Here is a 14,657-nt window from a genome sequence, read left to right on the forward strand (position 1 = left end):
CGGAGGACGGGGGCGTCGCGAGCGGGTGCGTGTCAGTCGGCGAGGTACCGCTCGACCGTCTCGACCTTGGAGTTCAGACCGTCGGTCACGCCGGGGCGGATGTCGGCCTTCAGGACGAGGGAGACCCGTCCGGAGCGCGCCTCGACGGCGGCGACGGCGCGCTTGACGACGTCCATGACCTCGTCCCACTCCCCCTCGATGGAGGTGAACATGGCGTCCGTGCGGTTGGGCAGTCCGGACTCGCGGACCACCCGGACCGCGTCGGCGACGTACTCGCCGACGTCCTCGCCGACACCCAGCGGGCTGACCGAGAAGGCGACGATCATGCGCTGACCGTTCCTTCCCGGCGGGCGCGGGCGGCGATGACGCCGTCGGCCTCGTAGCGCTTGAGCACCTTGTCGCCGTACAGGCCGCCGAACGGCAGCACGCAGAGCAGGAAGAAGAACGCGACGCGCTTGAGCGGCCACTTGGTCTTGTTCCAGACGTCCAGCAGCAGGACGACGTAGATCACGAAGAGCACGCCGTGCAGCATGCCGAGCGGCATCATCAGGAAGTCGATGTCCGAGATCCGGCTCAGCACCGAGCCGAAGAGGATCAGCGCCGGGAAGGAGAGCGCCTCGGGAATCGAGATGAGGCGCAGCCGGTGCAGGGCGGTAGCGGTCTTGATGTCCACGGGGGCACCTTCGGTGGGAGGACGGTGACGGCTTGTGAACGCGGGCACAAGCGGCACCATTGTGGCACCGGCCCCGGCCGGACCGACTGGCGGGGGCCGTTTCGCGCCCTTCGGGCACTCCTTGTCCCCAATCGCCTTACGGCTTCGTTTTCCGGCGGCTACCGTCACACCGTGGCAATGTTCCGACTCCAAGGCAGCAAGACGCTCGCCGTCGACCTGACCGGCGACGCCGTCAAGGCCAAGAACGGCTCGATGGTCGCGTACGACGGACGGATGGCGTTCAAGAAGATGACCGGCGGCGGTGACGGCCTGCGCGGCATGGTGACCCGCCGGCTGACCGGTGAGCAGATGGCCGTGATGGAGGTGAAAGGGCAGGGCACCTGTTTCTTCGCCGACCGGGCGAGCGAGATCAGCCTCGTCTCGCTGCGCGGCGAGAAGCTGTACGTCGAGGCGAGCAATCTGCTCTGCACCGACGCCGGGCTGCGCACCGGCACCACGTTCACCGGGATGCGCGGCAGTGCGGCGGGCAACGGCCTGTTCACCACCACCGTCGAGGGAACCGGCCAGGCGGCGATCATGTCGGACGGCTCGGCCGTGGCGCTGCGGGTCTCCGCCCAGTACCCGCTCTTCGTGGACCCGGGCGCCTACATCGCCCACCAGGGCAACCTCCAGCAGCACTTCCAGTCCGGGGTGAACTTCCGGACCCTGATGGGCGAGGGATCGGGCGAGTCCTTCCAGATCCGCTTCGAGGGCGAGGGTCTCGTCTACGTCCAGCCCAGCGAGCGGAACACGATCGGGGGCAACGTCTGATGCCGTTCCGCGAGATCAACTCGAAGATGGTCGAGGCGACCGTGGTCCCGGGCCAGAAGATGTTCAGCCAGCGCGGCGCGATGCTGGCCTACCGCGGCGAGGTGTCGTTCACCCCGAACATCCAGGGCGGTCAGGGCGGGGTGATGTCGATGATCGGCCGCCGGATGGCGAACGAGGCGACGCCGCTGATGACGGTCGAGGGGAACGGGACCGTGATGTTCGGTCACGGCGGCCACCACATCCAGGTGATCAACCTGGCCGGCGACACCCTCTATGTGGAGGCGGACCGGCTGCTCGCCTTCGACGGGGCACTCCAGCAGGGCACGATGTTCATGGGCTCGCAGGGCGGGGTGATGGGCATGGTGCGCGGCCAGGTCACCGGGCAGGGCCTGTTCACCACGACGCTCAAGGGGCACGGCGCGGTGGCGGTGATGGCGCACGGCGGGGTGATCGAGCTGCCGATCGCGCCGGGCCGCGATGTGCATGTGGATCCGCAGGCGTACGTCGCCCACCACGGCGACGTGCGCAACAAGCTCTCCACCGCGCTCGGCTGGCGCGAGATGGTGGGACGCGGCTCGGGCGAGGGGTTCCAGCTGGAGCTCAGCGGCAGTGGTGCGGTGTACGTCCAGGCGTCGGAGGAGAAGCTTTGAGCACGCCCGTGGTCTTCGATCCGATGTCGCTTCCGTCGGACGACAACGTCAACGCGTACACCTTCTGTGTGGAGCTCAAGGGGAGCCAGTGGTTCCTGCAGAAGGGCAAGATGATCGCCTATTACGGGCGGATCGGGTTCGACGGCATCGGGCACGGCCGCTTCGAGGGGCTGGTCCGCACGAGCTTCCACTCGCCGCTGCACGCGAGCGACTGGGTGGTGGCCGAGGGCAGCGGGAAGATGCTGCTCGCCGACCGGGCCTTCGATGTGAACTCCTACGACCTGGACGACGGGAACCTCACGATCCGGTCCGGCAACCTGCTCGCCTACCAGCCGACGCTGGCGCTGAAGCAGTCGATCGTGCCGGGGTTCCTGACGCTGATCGGCACCGGGAAGTTCGTCGCCGCTTCCAACGGTCCGGTGGTCTTCATGGAGCCGCCGCTGCGGGTCGATCCGCAGGCCCTGGTGGGCTGGGCGGACTGCCCCTCACCCTGCCACCACTACGACCACGGCTACATGGCCGGCGTGATGGGGGGCCTGCGGGCGCTCACCGGGATCGGCGGCGCCTCGGGCGAGGAGCACCAGTTCGAGTTCGTGGGCGCGGGGACGGTGCTGCTCCAGTCCACCGAGGTGCTCATGGCCGACCTGTCGAGGGGGGCGGTGCCGCAGCAGCCGGGCGTTCCGGGCGGCGCCGGTCAACCTTGATCCACCTCCCGCACCCCCGGCCGGCCGGGGGATCTCCAGGGGCGCTTCGGACGGTGAACGGTAGTCTGCGCGGTGTGACGCGATGCGTCCGCACCGTCCTGTCGGGCGCGTGCCGAGCGTCACACCAACCCACTTCGTCCGGATTTCAACTTCTTAGGTAGAATCCATATATGGAGACCGAGACGGCCACCCGCTGGCTGAGCGACGCGGAGCAGTGCGCCTGGCGCACCCACCTGGATGTCGGCAGACTGCTGACGCACCAACTGGAGAAGGACCTCCAGCCGTTCGGCCTGACCATGAACGACTACGAGATTCTCGTCAACCTCTCGGAGTCGGACGGCCAGCGCCTGCGGATGAGCGATCTGGCCGCTGCCACCCTGCAGTCCAAGAGCAGGCTCTCGCACCAGATCACCCGCATGGAGAGTGCGGGCCTGGTCCGCCGGGAGAACTGCGAGTCGGACCGGCGCGGGCTGTACGCGGTCCTCACCGAGGCCGGTGCGGAGACCATGCGCAAGGTGGCGCCGCACCACGTGGCGTCGGTGCGCAAGCACTTCATGGACCTGCTGACGCCCCAGGCGCTGGAGCAGCTGCACGCGGCCCTGGCCCCGGTCGCCGACCATCTGCGCGGGCAGCGCGGCTGACCCGGGCCCCGCACACCGGGGCGGCGCTCAACGGGAGCCCGGCAGCCACAGCTCGAACCGGGCACCGCGCTCCCCCGCCCCGGTCACGGTCAGCCTGCCCCCGTGCCGGCCGGCCACATCACGGGCGAGGGCGAGGCCCAGACCGGCCCCGCCCTCGTCCCGGGTGCGGGCGTCGTCCAGGCGCACGAAGCGTTCGAAGATCCGCTCGCGCTCGGTCTCCGGCACCCCGGCTCCGTCGTCGGTGACCGCGACCACCGCACCCCCGTGTTCCGCGCGGACCTCGACGGCCACCGCACCCTCCGCATGACGCTCGGCGTTGTCCAGGAGATTGCCGATCACCCGGGCCAGCTGCCCGCGCGAACCGGTCACCTCGAACCCGCCCGCCTCCGGCACGGACACCGTCACCGGGATCCGGTCCCCGGTGCGCTGCGAGACCTCTTCGTGGACCAGTGCGCCGAGGTCCAGCCGCGCGTTCCCGGGCCGCTCCCCCGCGTCAAGCCGGGCCAGCAGCAGCAGATCGGCCGCCAGCGCCTGGAGCCGTACGGTGTCGGCGACCGCGCCCGCCACGTCCAGCAGCTCCGGGTGCGCGGCACCCACCTCCAGCTGGGTGCGGAGTGAGGCGATCGGGCTGCGCAGTTCGTGCGAGGCGTCCGCGACGAAGCTCCGCTGACGGCCGACCGAGGCCTCCAGGGCGGTGAGCGTCTCGTTGGTGGTACGCGCCAGCCGGGCGATCTCGTCGCGCGAGGCGGGCTCGGGCACCCGCCTGCTCAGATCCTCGGACGCGGTGATCGCCGCCATCTCGCGCCGGATGCCCTCGACCGGCCGCAGCGCCCGCCGGGTCACCAGCCAGGTCACCCCGGCGACGACGAGCAGCACCACGGGCAGTCCGGCCAGCATCGCGCCGCGCACGCTCGCGACGGCCCGCTGCTCCGCGGCGAGCGGGGCGCCCGCGTGGACGGTCAGGGTCAGCCCGTTGCGCTGCGTGGCCTCGACGGAGGCGAACCGGTAGTCGGCACCGTCACCGTCGACCGTGGCCGTGCCGTTGTCGAAGTCCGGTTCGTCGGTGGAGACTTCGCCGCGGCCGGGGTCGGCGGTCCCGTTGTCGTCATCGTCGTCGTCGCGGTCGTCGTCCGCGCGGCCGTCGTCGTCGCCCGCCGCCGAGGAAGCGGCCGAAGGCTGCGGGGTGACCCGGTCCGTGCCGGTCCCGGAGATCGCGTCCAGGTCCTCGGATACCGCGACCACCCGCCCGTCCTCGTCGGTCACCTGGACGGGATGGTCCTCCTCGTCGCCCATCTCCAGCTTGTCGTACGGGACGTCGAGAGCCAGCTGCCCGGCGATCTCCCGGGCGGCCACCTCGGCCTGGAGGCCCGCCTGGTCGGTCAGGTTGGCGCGCAGGACCAACAGGGCGGCGAACCCGGCGGCGACGACCGCGAGGGCGACCACCACCGTGGCACCGAGCGCCGCCCTGGCCCGTACGGATCTCACAGCGCCTCCAGCCGGTAACCGGCGCCGCGCACGGTACGGATGGCAGCCGCGCCCAGCTTGCGGCGCAGGGCGCTCACGTACACCTCGACGATGTTCGGGTCGCCGTCGTAGGCGAAGTCCCAGACGTGCTCCAGGATCTCCGCCTTGCTCACCACCTGGCCGGCCCGCAGCGCGAGCTGTTCGAGCACCGCGAACTCCTTCGTGGTGAGGGCGATCTCGGCCTCGCCGAGGTGGACGCGGCGGGCGGCGGTGTCCATCCGCAGCGAGCCGACGGTGACCACCGGCGCGGGCGAGCCGCCCCTGCGGCGCAGCAGCGCCCGGACCCGGGCCACCAGGACCACGTAGCTGAACGGCTTGGTCAGGTAGTCGTCGGCGCCGGTGTCGAGCCCCTCCGCCTCGTCGTACTCCCCGTCCTTCGCCGTCAGCATCAGGATGGGCACCTCGTGACCGGCGGCGCGCAGGGCCGCGCAGACCCGGTAGCCGTTCATCCCCGGCAGCATGATGTCGAGGACGACGAGGTCGTACGCACCGTCGGACGCCCGGTGCAGCCCTTCGAGCCCGTCGTGCACGACGTCCACGGCGAATCCCTCGGCGGTGAGCCCCCGGGCCAGGGAGATCGCCAGCCGCTTCTCGTCCTCCACGATCAACAGGCGCATGCGCACAGCCTCGCAAACCGAAGCTGAAGACGGCTTCAGGTGGCTTCAGGCTGCGTTCAGCATCCCCCCGGCAGTGTGGACGCATCGCAACCGGCACCCGATCGGGGAGGAACCCTCATGAAGCGAAAGATCGTCATCGCCGCCGTCACCGCAGCCGTGCTCGTCGGCGGCGGAGCCGCCACAGCCGTCGCCCTCTCGGGCGGCGACGGCGACAGCAGCGCCCCCCGCACCGCCGCCGGAAGCGGCACCTCGGGCCGCAGTGGGACGGGCAACGGAACGGCGGGCAGCGAAGGCACCGCCCGGATCGCGGTCGGCGACGCGGTGAAGGCCGCCGTCGGGGCCGTCCCGGGCACGGTGACCGAGGCCGAGCTGGACGACGAGGACGGCCGGGTCGTCTGGGAGCTCGATGTGTACGGCTCCGACAAGGCCTGGCACGACGTGACGGTGGACCCGGGCAGCGGCAAGGTGCTCGGGTCGCGCATCGACCGGGACGACGACCGCGACCGACACGCGCCCCGGACGACGGCCGTCACGCTCGACGAGGCGGTCCGCGCCGCCCTGGGCCCGGCCCCGGGAACGGTCACGTCGATCGAGCTGGAGGACCACGACGGCCGCAGCGGCCGGGCCGTGCACTGGGAGGTGGACGTCCACGGCAAGGACGGCGGGAAGCACGAGCTGTACGTCGACGCGAGGACGGCCCAGGTCACGGTGGACCGGTCGGACGACGGCCACGGGGACGACGGGGACGACGACTGAGTGCGGCCGCCCCGCCCGGTGACCGGCTCGCTGCCGGCCACCGGGGCGTGGCGCGCCACGCCCCCTTCCCTCCGTCCCGGCACGGCCCGCACGCCGTAGCTGGACGGAGGGAAAGAAGCGGTCAGGCCTCCCCGGTGAGTCCTGCCACCAGTTCGTCCGCCGCCGCGTACGGGTCGAGCCGGCCCGCCACGATGCGTTCGGCGAGCGCGCCGAGACGGCGGTCGCCGTGCAGGTTCCCGATGCGTTCGCGGAGCCGGGTGACGGCGATCGTCTCGACCTCGCGGGCGGCGCGGGACGCGCGCCGCTCGTCGAGCACGCCGTGCTCCTCCATCCACGCCCGGTGCTTCTCCAGCGCCTCGACGACCTCGTCGATGCCCTCGCCGCGGGCGGCGACCGTCTTCACGATCGGCGGCCGCCAGTCGCCCGCTCCGCGGGACTCCCCGAGGCCCAGCATGTGGTTGAGCTCGCGGGCGGTGGCGTCCGCACCGTCCCGGTCGGCCTTGTTGACCACGTACACGTCGCCGATCTCCAGGATTCCGGCCTTGGCCGCCTGGATGCCGTCGCCCATTCCGGGAGCGAGCAGGACGACGGAGGTGTCGGCCTGGGAGGCGATCTCCACCTCCGACTGACCGACACCCACCGTCTCCACCAGGATCACGTCGCAGCCCGCCGCGTCCAGCACCCGGATCGCCTGCGGGGCCGACCAGGCGAGACCGCCCAGATGCCCGCGCGTGGCCATGGAGCGGATGTAGACCCCCGGATCGGAGGCGTGGTCCGACATCCGGACCCGGTCGCCCAGCAGCGCGCCGCCGGAGAACGGTGAGGACGGGTCGACGGCGAGCACGGCGACCCGCTTGCCCTGCCGCCGGTAGGCGGAGACGAGCGCCGATGTCGATGTCGACTTGCCGACACCCGGCGATCCGGTCAGGCCGACGACATACGCGTTGCCCGCCAGCGGTGCCAGCGCCGCCATCACCTCACGCAGCTGCGGCGACGCCCCCTCCACCAGGGAGATGAGCCGGGCCACGGCCCGGGGCCTGCCCTCACGGGCCTGCTCCACCAGGGTGGGGACGTCCACCATCACCGCTCCGTTTCCTCGCTCGCTCGCTGCGTGTTCCGCGTACTGCCTGCTACTTGCCCGGAACGCGCAGGATCAGTGCATCGCCCTGGCCGCCGCCGCCGCACAGCGCCGCAGCCCCGGTGCCGCCGCCGCGCCGCTTGAGCTCCAGCGCCAGGTGCAGCACCACACGGGCGCCGGACATCCCGATCGGGTGACCGAGCGCGATGGCACCGCCGTTGACGTTGACCTTGTCAGAGGTGACGCCGAGGTCCTTCATGGACTGGACCGCGACGGCCGCGAAGGCCTCGTTGATCTCGATGAGGTCGAGGTCGTCGACGCCGATGCCCTCCTTCTTGAGGGCGTGCCGGATCGCGTTGGACGGCTGGGACTGGAGCGAGTTGTCCGGGCCCGCCACATTGCCGTGGGCGCCGATCTCCGCGATCCAGTCGAGGCCCAGCGCCTCGGCCTTGGCCTTGCTCATGACGACCACCGCGGCGGCGCCGTCGGAGATCTGCGAGGAGGTGCCGGCCGTGATCGTGCCGTCCTTGGCGAAGGCGGGCCGCAGCTTGCCGAGCGACTCGGCGGTCGTCTCGGGGCGGATGCCCTCGTCCTTGGAGAAGAGGACCGGATCGCCCTTGCGCTGCGGGATCTCGACCGGGGTGATCTCGGCCTCGAAGAGACCGTTCTTCTGGGCGGCGGCGGCGCGCTGGTGGGAGCGGGCGCCGATCTCGTCCTGGGCCGCACGGTCCAGGCCGAGGCGGGTGTTGTGCTTCTCGGTGGACTCGCCCATCGGGATGTTCTCGTAGGCGTCGGTCAGGCCGTCGTGCGCCATCGAGTCGAGCATCTCGATCGCGCCGTACTTGTGGCCCTCGCGTGACTTCGGGAGCAGGTGCGGGGCGTTCGTCATGGACTCCTGGCCGCCGGCCACGACGACGTCGAACTCACCTGCGCGGATCAGCTGGTCGGCCAGGGCGATGGCGTCGAGCCCGGAGAGACACACCTTGTTGACGGTGAGCGCCGGGACGCTCAAAGGGATGCCCGCCTTGACGGCAGCCTGCCGTGCGGGGATCTGCCCTGCCCCGGCCTGCAGCACCTGGCCCATGATCACGTACTCGACCTGGTCGCCGCCGATGCCGGCCCGGTCCAGCGCCGCCTTGATGGCGAAGCCTCCGAGGTCGGCCCCGGAGAAGCTCTTCAGTGAGCCGAGGAGGCGGCCCATGGGCGTACGGGCGCCCGCGACGATCACGGAAGTCGTACCGGTCGTTCCTGACATGAGGCACAGCCCCTTGGATTAGAAGTGAACGAGGGTGGGAGGGGCCCGCACATGAGGGGCGGCGTCACAGGGCTGGGCACGCACATCTGCGGCGTTGTCGTCGGTCGGCATGGCTCCGCCATGCCTCCCTCCTCCGCCTTGCAGCTGCACGCACCCAGCCCTGCTCCTTCTTCCACCCCTCATGTGCGGGCCCCTCCGCTTGAATGTACTGAGCGGTACTGCGCCCGTCATCCGGCGGCGGGTGTGATCGCGCGCACGTTGCGTAACCGCCCGTGTAGCGCTGCACTGTTCCCATGCTGACGCGAATCGACCACATCGGGATCGCCTGTTTCGACCTCGACGCCACCGTCGAGTTCTACCGCTCGACCTACGGGTTCGAGGTCTTCCACTCCGAGACCAACGAGGAGCAGGGCGTACGGGAGGCCATGCTCAAGATCAACGAGACGTCGGACGGCGGCGCCTCCTACCTCCAGCTGCTCGAACCGACCCGCGAGGACTCGGCCGTCGGAAAATGGCTGGCCAAGAACGGTGAGGGCGTGCACCACATCGCGTTCGGCACGGCGGACGTGGACGCGGACGCCGCTGACATCCGGGAAAAGGGCGTCAGGGTGCTGTACGACGAGCCCAGGACGGGGTCGATGGGGTCCCGGATCACCTTCCTCCACCCCAAGGACTGCCACGGTGTCCTGACCGAACTGGTCACGTCCCGGACGGAGCACTGACCCTGGATGCGGTCCCCCGGATCCAGCGGGAGCCGGACAACAGCTTCTCAGGGATACCCGGCCCGGTAGAGTGGGCTGTTCCGGGCCGGGGCCGGTCGGGGCCGCGACGCGTCCTCAGCCATTGATCTGTCACCATTCCCCGGGGGACCGTTCGCCGGCGAACGGTACTCGTTTGGAGTTTGCGACCAGGGTTGGGGCCTCCCCTGCTCGATCGAGTTGAGAGCTCGGGGAAGGATGGGACCGCGCAGTGCGGGGCTACGAACGCCAGGAGAGCCACCGAGCTGAAGACGACCATCTCTCGCGGTTCGAGGCCGAGATGGACCGGCTGAAGACCGACCGGGAGAAGGCCGTTCAGCACGCCGAGGACCTCGGTTACCAGGTCGAGGTCTTGCGCGCCAAGCTGCACGAGGCCCGCCGCAGTCTGGCGACCCGTCCCGCCTACGACAGCGCGGACATCGGCTACCAGGCGGAGCAGCTGCTCCGCAATGCCCAGATCCAGGCCGACCAGCTGCGCAACGACGCAGAGCGCGAGCTGCGCGAGGCCCGTGCGCAGACGCAGCGGATCCTGCAGGAGCACGCCGAGCACCAGGCCCGGCTCCAGGCCGAGCTGCACAACGAGGCCGTGCAGCGGCGACAGCGGCTCGACCAGGAGCTGGCGGAGCGCCGTCAGACCGTCGAGTCCCATGTCAACGAGAACGTCGCATGGGCCGAGCAGCTGCGCGCCAGGACCGAGTCCCAGGCCCGCAGGCTGCTGGAGGAGTCGCGGGCCGAGGCCGAGCAGGCGCTGACCGCCGCCCGCGCCGAGGCCGGCCGGCTGGCTGACGAGACCCGGCAGCGGCTCGGTTCCGAGGCGGAGTCCGCCCGGTCCGAAGCCGAGTCCATCCTGCTGCGGGCCCGCAAGGACGCCGAGCGGATGCTGAACGCCGCGTCCAGCCAGGCGCAGGAGGCCACCACCCACGCCGAGCAGCTGCGTACGTCCACGACGGCCGAGACCGAGCAGAGCCGGCAGCAGACCGCCGAGCTGAACCGGACCGCCGAGCAGCGCATGCAGGAGGCCGAGACGCAGCTGCGCGAGGCCCGTGTGGAGGCCGAGAAGGTCCTCTCGGAGGCGAAGGAGGCCGCGGTCAAGCGGCTGGCCGGCGCCGAGTCGCAGAACGAGCAGCGCACCCGTACCGCCAAGTCGGAGATCGCCCGGCTGGTCGGCGAGGCCACCAAGGACTCCGAAGCGCTGAAGGCGGAGGCCGAGCAGGCGCTCGCCGATGCCCGCGCCGAGGCGGACCGGCTCCGTTCCGAGGCTGCCGACGACGCCCGCACCGCCGCAGCCGAGGATGCCGCGGCCCAGCTCGCCAAGGCCGCGCGTGCCGCCGAGGAGGTCCTGACGAAGGCGTCCGACGACGCCAAGTCGACCACCCGCGCGGCGAGCGAGGAGGCCGACCGGATCCGCCGCGAGGCGGAGGCCGAGGCGGACCGGCTGCGCGGCGAGGCGGCCGAGCAGGCCGACCAGCTCAAGGGTGCGGCCAAGGACGACACCAAGGAGTACCGGGCCAAGACGGTCGAGCTGCAGGAGGAGGCGCGCAGGCTGCGCGGCGAGGCCGAGCAGCTGCGTTCCGAAGCGGTCGCCGAGGGCGAGCGGATCCGCGGCGAGGCCCGCCGGGAGGCCGTCCAGCAGATCGAGGAGGGCGCGAAGACCGCCGAGGAGCTGCTGGCCAAGGCCAAGGCGGACGCGGAGGAGCTGCGCGGCGCCGCGGGCACCGAGAGCGAGCGGGTCCGCGGTGAGGCCGCCGAGCGGGCTGCGGCGCTGAAGAAGCAGGCGGACGAGGCCCTGGAGCGGGCCCACGCCGAGGCCGAGCAGCTGCGTGCCGAGGCCGAGGAGCTGGTGGAGGCGACGACGTCCGCGGCCGAGCAGGCCGCGACGGAGCTGCGCGAGGAGACCGAGCGCGCGGTCGCGGCCCGGCAGGCCGAGGCCGCCGACGAGCTGACCCGGCTGCACACGGAGGCCGAGACCAGGGTCACCACGGCCGAGCAGGCGCTGGGCGAGGCGCGCACGGACGCCGAGCGCATCCGGCGCGAGACGAACGAGGAGTCCGAGCGGCTGCGCACCGAGGCCGCCGAGCGGCTGCGCTCGCTCCAGGAGCAGGCCGAGACCGAGGCCCAGCGGCTGCGCGACGAGGCCGCGGCCGACGCCTCGCAGTCCCGTGCCGAGGGCGAGACCGTCGCGGTACGGCTGCGCAGCGAGGCGGCCGCCGAGGCGGAGCGGCTCAAGTCCGAGGCGCAGGAGAGCGCCGACCGGGTCCGTTCGGAGGCCGCTGCCGCGGCGGAGCGGGTGGGCACGGAGGCCGCGGAGGCGCTGGCCGCCGCCCAGGAGGAGGCGAACCGGCGCCGCCGCGAGGCCGAGGAGACCCTCGACGCGGCACGTTCCGAGGCGAATCAGGAGCGCGAGCGGGCCCGCGAGCAGAGCGAGGAGCTCCTCGCCTCCGCCCGCAAGCGGGTCGAGGAGGCACAGGCCGAGGCCCAGCGCCTGGTCGAGGAGGCGGACAGCCGGGCGACCGAGATGGTCTCCGCGGCCGAGCAGACCGCCCAGCAGGTACGGGATTCGGTCAACGGGCTCCAGGAGCAGGCCGAGGCGGAGATCGCCGGGCTGCGCTCCACCGCCGAGCATGTCGCGGAGCGGACGAGGTCCGAGGCGCAGGAGGAGGCGGACCGGGTCCGCGCCGACGCCTACGCCGAGCGGGAGCGGGCCGGCGAGGACGCCGCCAGGATCCGCGCCGTGGCGAAGGAGGAGACCGACGCCGCGGAGACGATGGCCGAGCGGACGGTCTCCGAGGCGATCACGGAGTCGGAGAAGCTGCGGGCCGACGCCGCGGAGTACAGCCAGCGGATGCGCACCGAGGCGTCCGACGCCCTGGCATCGGCCGAGCAGGATGCCTCGCGCAGCCGCGCGGAGGCCCGTGAGGACGCCAACCGGATGCGGTCGGACGCGGCGGTCCAGGCCGACCGTCTGATGACCGAGGCGACCGCTGAGAGCGAACGCGTCGTGACGGAGGCCGCGCAGCAGGCGGCCCGGCTCGGCGACGAGGCCGCGGGCGAGGCGGAGCGGCTGCGGGCGGAGGCGGCGGCCACCGTCGGTTCCGCACAGGAGCACGCGGCCCGCACCCGCGAGGAGGCGGAGCGGCTGCGGGGCGACACCGAGGCGGCGGCCGAACAGATGCGTGCCGAGGCCCGCCAGGAGGCGGACCGGCTGCTCGACGAGGCGCGCGAATCGGCCTCGAAGCGCCGGGCGGACGCCGCAGAGCAGGCCGACCAGCTGATCAACAAGGCCCAGGAGGAGGCGCTGCGCGCCGCCACCGAGGCCGAGGAGCAGGCCGACACCATGGTCGGGGCGGCCCGTAACGAGGCGGTCCGGATCACCTCCGACGCGACCGTCGAGGGCAACTCGCTGGTCGAGCGGGCCCGGACGGACGCGGACGAGCTGCTGGTCGGCGCACGCCGGGACGCCACCGCCATCCGGGAGCGGGCCGAGGAGCTCAGGACCCGCCTGGAGAGCGAGATCGAGGAGCTGCACGACCGTGCCCGGCGGGAGACGTCCGAGCAGATGAAGACGGCCGGCGAGCGCGTCGACAACCTGATGAAGGCGGCGACCGAGCAGCGCGAGGAGGCTGCGGCGAAGGCCAAGGATCTGCTGGCGGACGCCAGTTCGGAGGCGAGCAAGGTCCGGATCGCCGCCGTGAAGCGGGCCGAGTCGCTGCTCAAGGAGGCCGAGCAGAAGAAGGCCAGCCTGGTGCGCGAGGCCGAGAAGCTGCGGTCCGACGCCGAGGCCGAGGCCAAGCGGACGGTGGACGAAGGACAGCGCGAACTCGATGTCCTGGTGCGCCGGCGTGCCGACATCAACACGGAGATCTCCCGTGTCCAGGACGTACTGGAGGCGTTGGAGTCTTTCGAGACCCCCGCGGCGGGCGGTAAGAGCGCCGACGGCGTCAAGGCCGGGGCTGCGGCGGGCACTCGGTCGAGTGGCAAGCCGTCCGATGGGTAGGTCCCTCCCCAGGGGCTTACGCGGTCCGGCGACACCATTCAGCCCTCCGAGTGGCAAGGGCTGTGAGGGTTAGCCACTCAAAAGGGGGGTCATTCTCCAGATCAAACGGGCATCTGCTCGATGACACGCCGCCCGGGCCCCTAGGATTCCCCCTATCACCTCACCGGTCTTACTTCGACAGGAACCCCATGAGTGACCCTTCCTCCCCCTTCGGCTTCGAGCTCGTGCGGCGTGGTTACGACCGCGGTCAGGTGGATGACCGCATTACCAAGCTCGTCGCCGACCGTGATAGTGCTCTCGCCCGCATCACGTCTCTGGAAAAGCGCATCGAGGAGCTGCACCTCGAAACGCAGAACGCCCAGGCCCAGGTGAACGACGCGGAGCCGTCGTACGCCGGTCTCGGTGCTCGCGTGGAGAAGATTCTCCGCCTTGCCGAGGAGGAGGCGAAGGACCTTCGGGAAGAGGCCCGTCGCGCCGCCGAGCAGCACCGCGAGCTCGCCGAGTCCGCAGCCCAGCAGGTGCGCAACGACGCCGAGACCTTCGCCACCGAGCGCAAGGCCAAGGCCGAGGACGACGGCGTCCGCATCGTCGAGAAGGCCAAGGGCGAGGCCACCACGCTCCGCTCGGACGCCCAGAAGGACGCCGCGCAGAAGCGCGAGGAGGCCGACGCCCTCTTCGAGGAGACCCGCGCCAAGGCCGCCCAGGCCGCCGCGGACTTCGAGACCAACCTGGCCAAGCGCCGCGACCAGTCGGAGCGCGACCTCGCGTCCCGCCAGGCCAAGGCCGAGAAGCGTCTGGCCGAGATCGAGCACCGCGCCGAGCAGCTCCGCCTGGAGGCCGAGAAGCTCCGCACGGACGCCGAGCGCCGGGCCCGTCAGACGGTCGAGACCGCGCAGCGCCAGTCCGAGGACATCGTGGCCGACGCCAACGCCAAGGCCGACCGGATCCGCAGCGAATCGGAGCGCGAGCTGGCTGCGCTCACCAACCGCCGCGACTCGATCAACGCGCAGCTGACCAACGTCCGCGAGATGCTCGCGACGCTGACCGGTGCCGCGGTGGCCGCCGCCGGCACCCCCGCCGAGGAGGAGCCCGCCTCCCGCGGCGTCCCGGCCCAGCAGACCCGCTGACGCCGGCGAACGAAGCAGTGACGACCGCTCGTCCCCCGACGGTCCGGTCGGTTCCACTCCGACGCGCCCG

The 14,657-nt window shown here is 71.8% G+C and carries 14 protein-coding genes; 8 read left to right on the forward strand and 6 right to left on the reverse strand.

What is annotated here, in order from left to right; all coding sequences use genetic code 11:
• Positions 1-32: 32 nt before the first annotated feature.
• Entirely contained in the window at positions 33-326 is a 294-nt protein-coding gene (locus ACFVW8_RS24365; RefSeq protein ID WP_073736846.1) for an MTH1187 family thiamine-binding protein, read from the reverse strand.
• The gene (locus tag ACFVW8_RS24370) at positions 323-673 is read right to left on the reverse strand and encodes a DUF3817 domain-containing protein (RefSeq protein WP_024494214.1); all 351 of its coding nucleotides are present in this window, start codon (positions 671-673) and stop codon (positions 323-325) included. The genes ACFVW8_RS24365 and ACFVW8_RS24370 overlap by 4 nt, the downstream gene beginning before the upstream one ends.
• A 177-nt stretch (positions 674-850) precedes the next feature.
• On the opposite strand from ACFVW8_RS24370, the gene ACFVW8_RS24375 reads away from it, so the two are divergent.
• From ACFVW8_RS24375 to ACFVW8_RS24390, 4 genes are all read left to right on the forward strand, one after another.
• Positions 851-1,483, forward strand: coding sequence for an AIM24 family protein (locus tag ACFVW8_RS24375; RefSeq protein ID WP_389693423.1), 633 nt, complete (start codon positions 851-853; stop codon positions 1,481-1,483).
• Complete coding sequence (locus ACFVW8_RS24380; protein WP_389693386.1) at positions 1,483-2,133, forward strand: AIM24 family protein; 651 nt, start codon at positions 1,483-1,485, stop codon at positions 2,131-2,133. The genes ACFVW8_RS24375 and ACFVW8_RS24380 overlap by 1 nt, the downstream gene beginning before the upstream one ends.
• Entirely contained in the window at positions 2,130-2,837 is a 708-nt protein-coding gene (locus ACFVW8_RS24385) for an AIM24 family protein (RefSeq protein WP_389693388.1), read from the forward strand. The genes ACFVW8_RS24380 and ACFVW8_RS24385 overlap by 4 nt, the downstream gene beginning before the upstream one ends.
• A gap of 170 nt (positions 2,838-3,007) precedes the next feature.
• The gene (locus tag ACFVW8_RS24390; RefSeq protein ID WP_389693390.1) at positions 3,008-3,478 is read left to right on the forward strand and encodes a MarR family winged helix-turn-helix transcriptional regulator; all 471 of its coding nucleotides are present in this window, start codon (positions 3,008-3,010) and stop codon (positions 3,476-3,478) included.
• A 27-nt stretch (positions 3,479-3,505) separates the two neighbouring features.
• Here the strand turns inward: ACFVW8_RS24390 and ACFVW8_RS24395 are convergent, their stop codons facing one another.
• Positions 3,506-4,963: an ATP-binding protein gene (locus ACFVW8_RS24395; RefSeq protein ID WP_389693392.1), complete on the reverse strand. Its 1,458-nt coding sequence runs from the start codon at positions 4,961-4,963 to the stop codon at positions 3,506-3,508.
• The gene (locus tag ACFVW8_RS24400) at positions 4,960-5,619 is read right to left on the reverse strand and encodes a response regulator transcription factor (RefSeq protein ID WP_389693394.1); all 660 of its coding nucleotides are present in this window, start codon (positions 5,617-5,619) and stop codon (positions 4,960-4,962) included. The genes ACFVW8_RS24395 and ACFVW8_RS24400 overlap by 4 nt, the downstream gene beginning before the upstream one ends.
• A 117-nt stretch (positions 5,620-5,736) precedes the next feature.
• On the opposite strand from ACFVW8_RS24400, the gene ACFVW8_RS24405 reads away from it, so the two are divergent.
• Complete coding sequence (locus tag ACFVW8_RS24405; RefSeq protein WP_389693396.1) at positions 5,737-6,375, forward strand: PepSY domain-containing protein; 639 nt, start codon at positions 5,737-5,739, stop codon at positions 6,373-6,375.
• 121 nt (positions 6,376-6,496) lie between these two features.
• On the opposite strand, the gene meaB is transcribed toward ACFVW8_RS24405, so the two are convergent.
• Positions 6,497-7,456 (reverse strand): methylmalonyl Co-A mutase-associated GTPase MeaB, encoded by a 960-nt coding sequence (meaB, locus tag ACFVW8_RS24410; RefSeq protein WP_389693398.1) that lies wholly within the window; start codon positions 7,454-7,456, stop codon positions 6,497-6,499.
• A gap of 49 nt (positions 7,457-7,505) precedes the next feature.
• Entirely contained in the window at positions 7,506-8,708 is a 1,203-nt protein-coding gene (locus tag ACFVW8_RS24415; RefSeq protein WP_389693400.1) for an acetyl-CoA C-acetyltransferase, read from the reverse strand.
• A gap of 293 nt (positions 8,709-9,001) precedes the next feature.
• Here ACFVW8_RS24415 and mce point away from each other — a divergent pair, with 293 nt between their 5' ends.
• The 3 genes from mce to ACFVW8_RS24430 all read left to right on the forward strand — a co-directional run bounded on the left by mce (position 9,002) and on the right by ACFVW8_RS24430 (position 14,587).
• Positions 9,002-9,430: a methylmalonyl-CoA epimerase gene (gene mce, locus ACFVW8_RS24420; protein WP_389693402.1), complete on the forward strand. Its 429-nt coding sequence runs from the start codon at positions 9,002-9,004 to the stop codon at positions 9,428-9,430.
• 247 nt (positions 9,431-9,677) lie between these two features.
• The gene (scy, locus tag ACFVW8_RS24425; RefSeq protein ID WP_389693404.1) at positions 9,678-13,460 is read left to right on the forward strand and encodes a polarized growth protein Scy; all 3,783 of its coding nucleotides are present in this window, start codon (positions 9,678-9,680) and stop codon (positions 13,458-13,460) included.
• A gap of 188 nt (positions 13,461-13,648) precedes the next feature.
• Positions 13,649-14,587: a cellulose-binding protein gene (locus ACFVW8_RS24430; protein WP_389693406.1), complete on the forward strand. Its 939-nt coding sequence runs from the start codon at positions 13,649-13,651 to the stop codon at positions 14,585-14,587.
• The last annotated feature ends 70 nt before the right edge of the window (positions 14,588-14,657 follow it).

Origin of the sequence: Streptomyces sp. NPDC058221 (assembly GCF_042882365.1) — a bacterium.
GTDB lineage: Bacteria > Actinomycetota > Actinomycetes > Streptomycetales > Streptomycetaceae > Streptomyces.

Bases quoted from the DNA above. Each gene is read 5' to 3' on its own strand.
- ACFVW8_RS24365 (WP_073736846.1), bottom strand. From the start codon at position 326: ATGATCGTCGCCTTCTCGGTCAGCCCGCTGGGTGTCGGCGAGGACGTC.
- ACFVW8_RS24375 (WP_389693423.1), top strand. From the start codon at position 851: ATGTTCCGACTCCAAGGCAGCAAGACGCTCGCCGTCGACCTGACCGGC.
- ACFVW8_RS24380 (WP_389693386.1), top strand. From the start codon at position 1,483: ATGCCGTTCCGCGAGATCAACTCGAAGATGGTCGAGGCGACCGTGGTC.
- ACFVW8_RS24390 (WP_389693390.1), top strand. From the start codon at position 3,008: ATGGAGACCGAGACGGCCACCCGCTGGCTGAGCGACGCGGAGCAGTGC.
- ACFVW8_RS24400 (WP_389693394.1), bottom strand. From the start codon at position 5,619: ATGCGCCTGTTGATCGTGGAGGACGAGAAGCGGCTGGCGATCTCCCTG.
- ACFVW8_RS24405 (WP_389693396.1), top strand. From the start codon at position 5,737: ATGAAGCGAAAGATCGTCATCGCCGCCGTCACCGCAGCCGTGCTCGTC.
- meaB (WP_389693398.1), bottom strand. From the start codon at position 7,456: ATGGTGGACGTCCCCACCCTGGTGGAGCAGGCCCGTGAGGGCAGGCCC.
- ACFVW8_RS24415 (WP_389693400.1), bottom strand. From the start codon at position 8,708: ATGTCAGGAACGACCGGTACGACTTCCGTGATCGTCGCGGGCGCCCGT.
- mce (WP_389693402.1), top strand. From the start codon at position 9,002: ATGCTGACGCGAATCGACCACATCGGGATCGCCTGTTTCGACCTCGAC.
- ACFVW8_RS24430 (WP_389693406.1), top strand. From the start codon at position 13,649: ATGAGTGACCCTTCCTCCCCCTTCGGCTTCGAGCTCGTGCGGCGTGGT.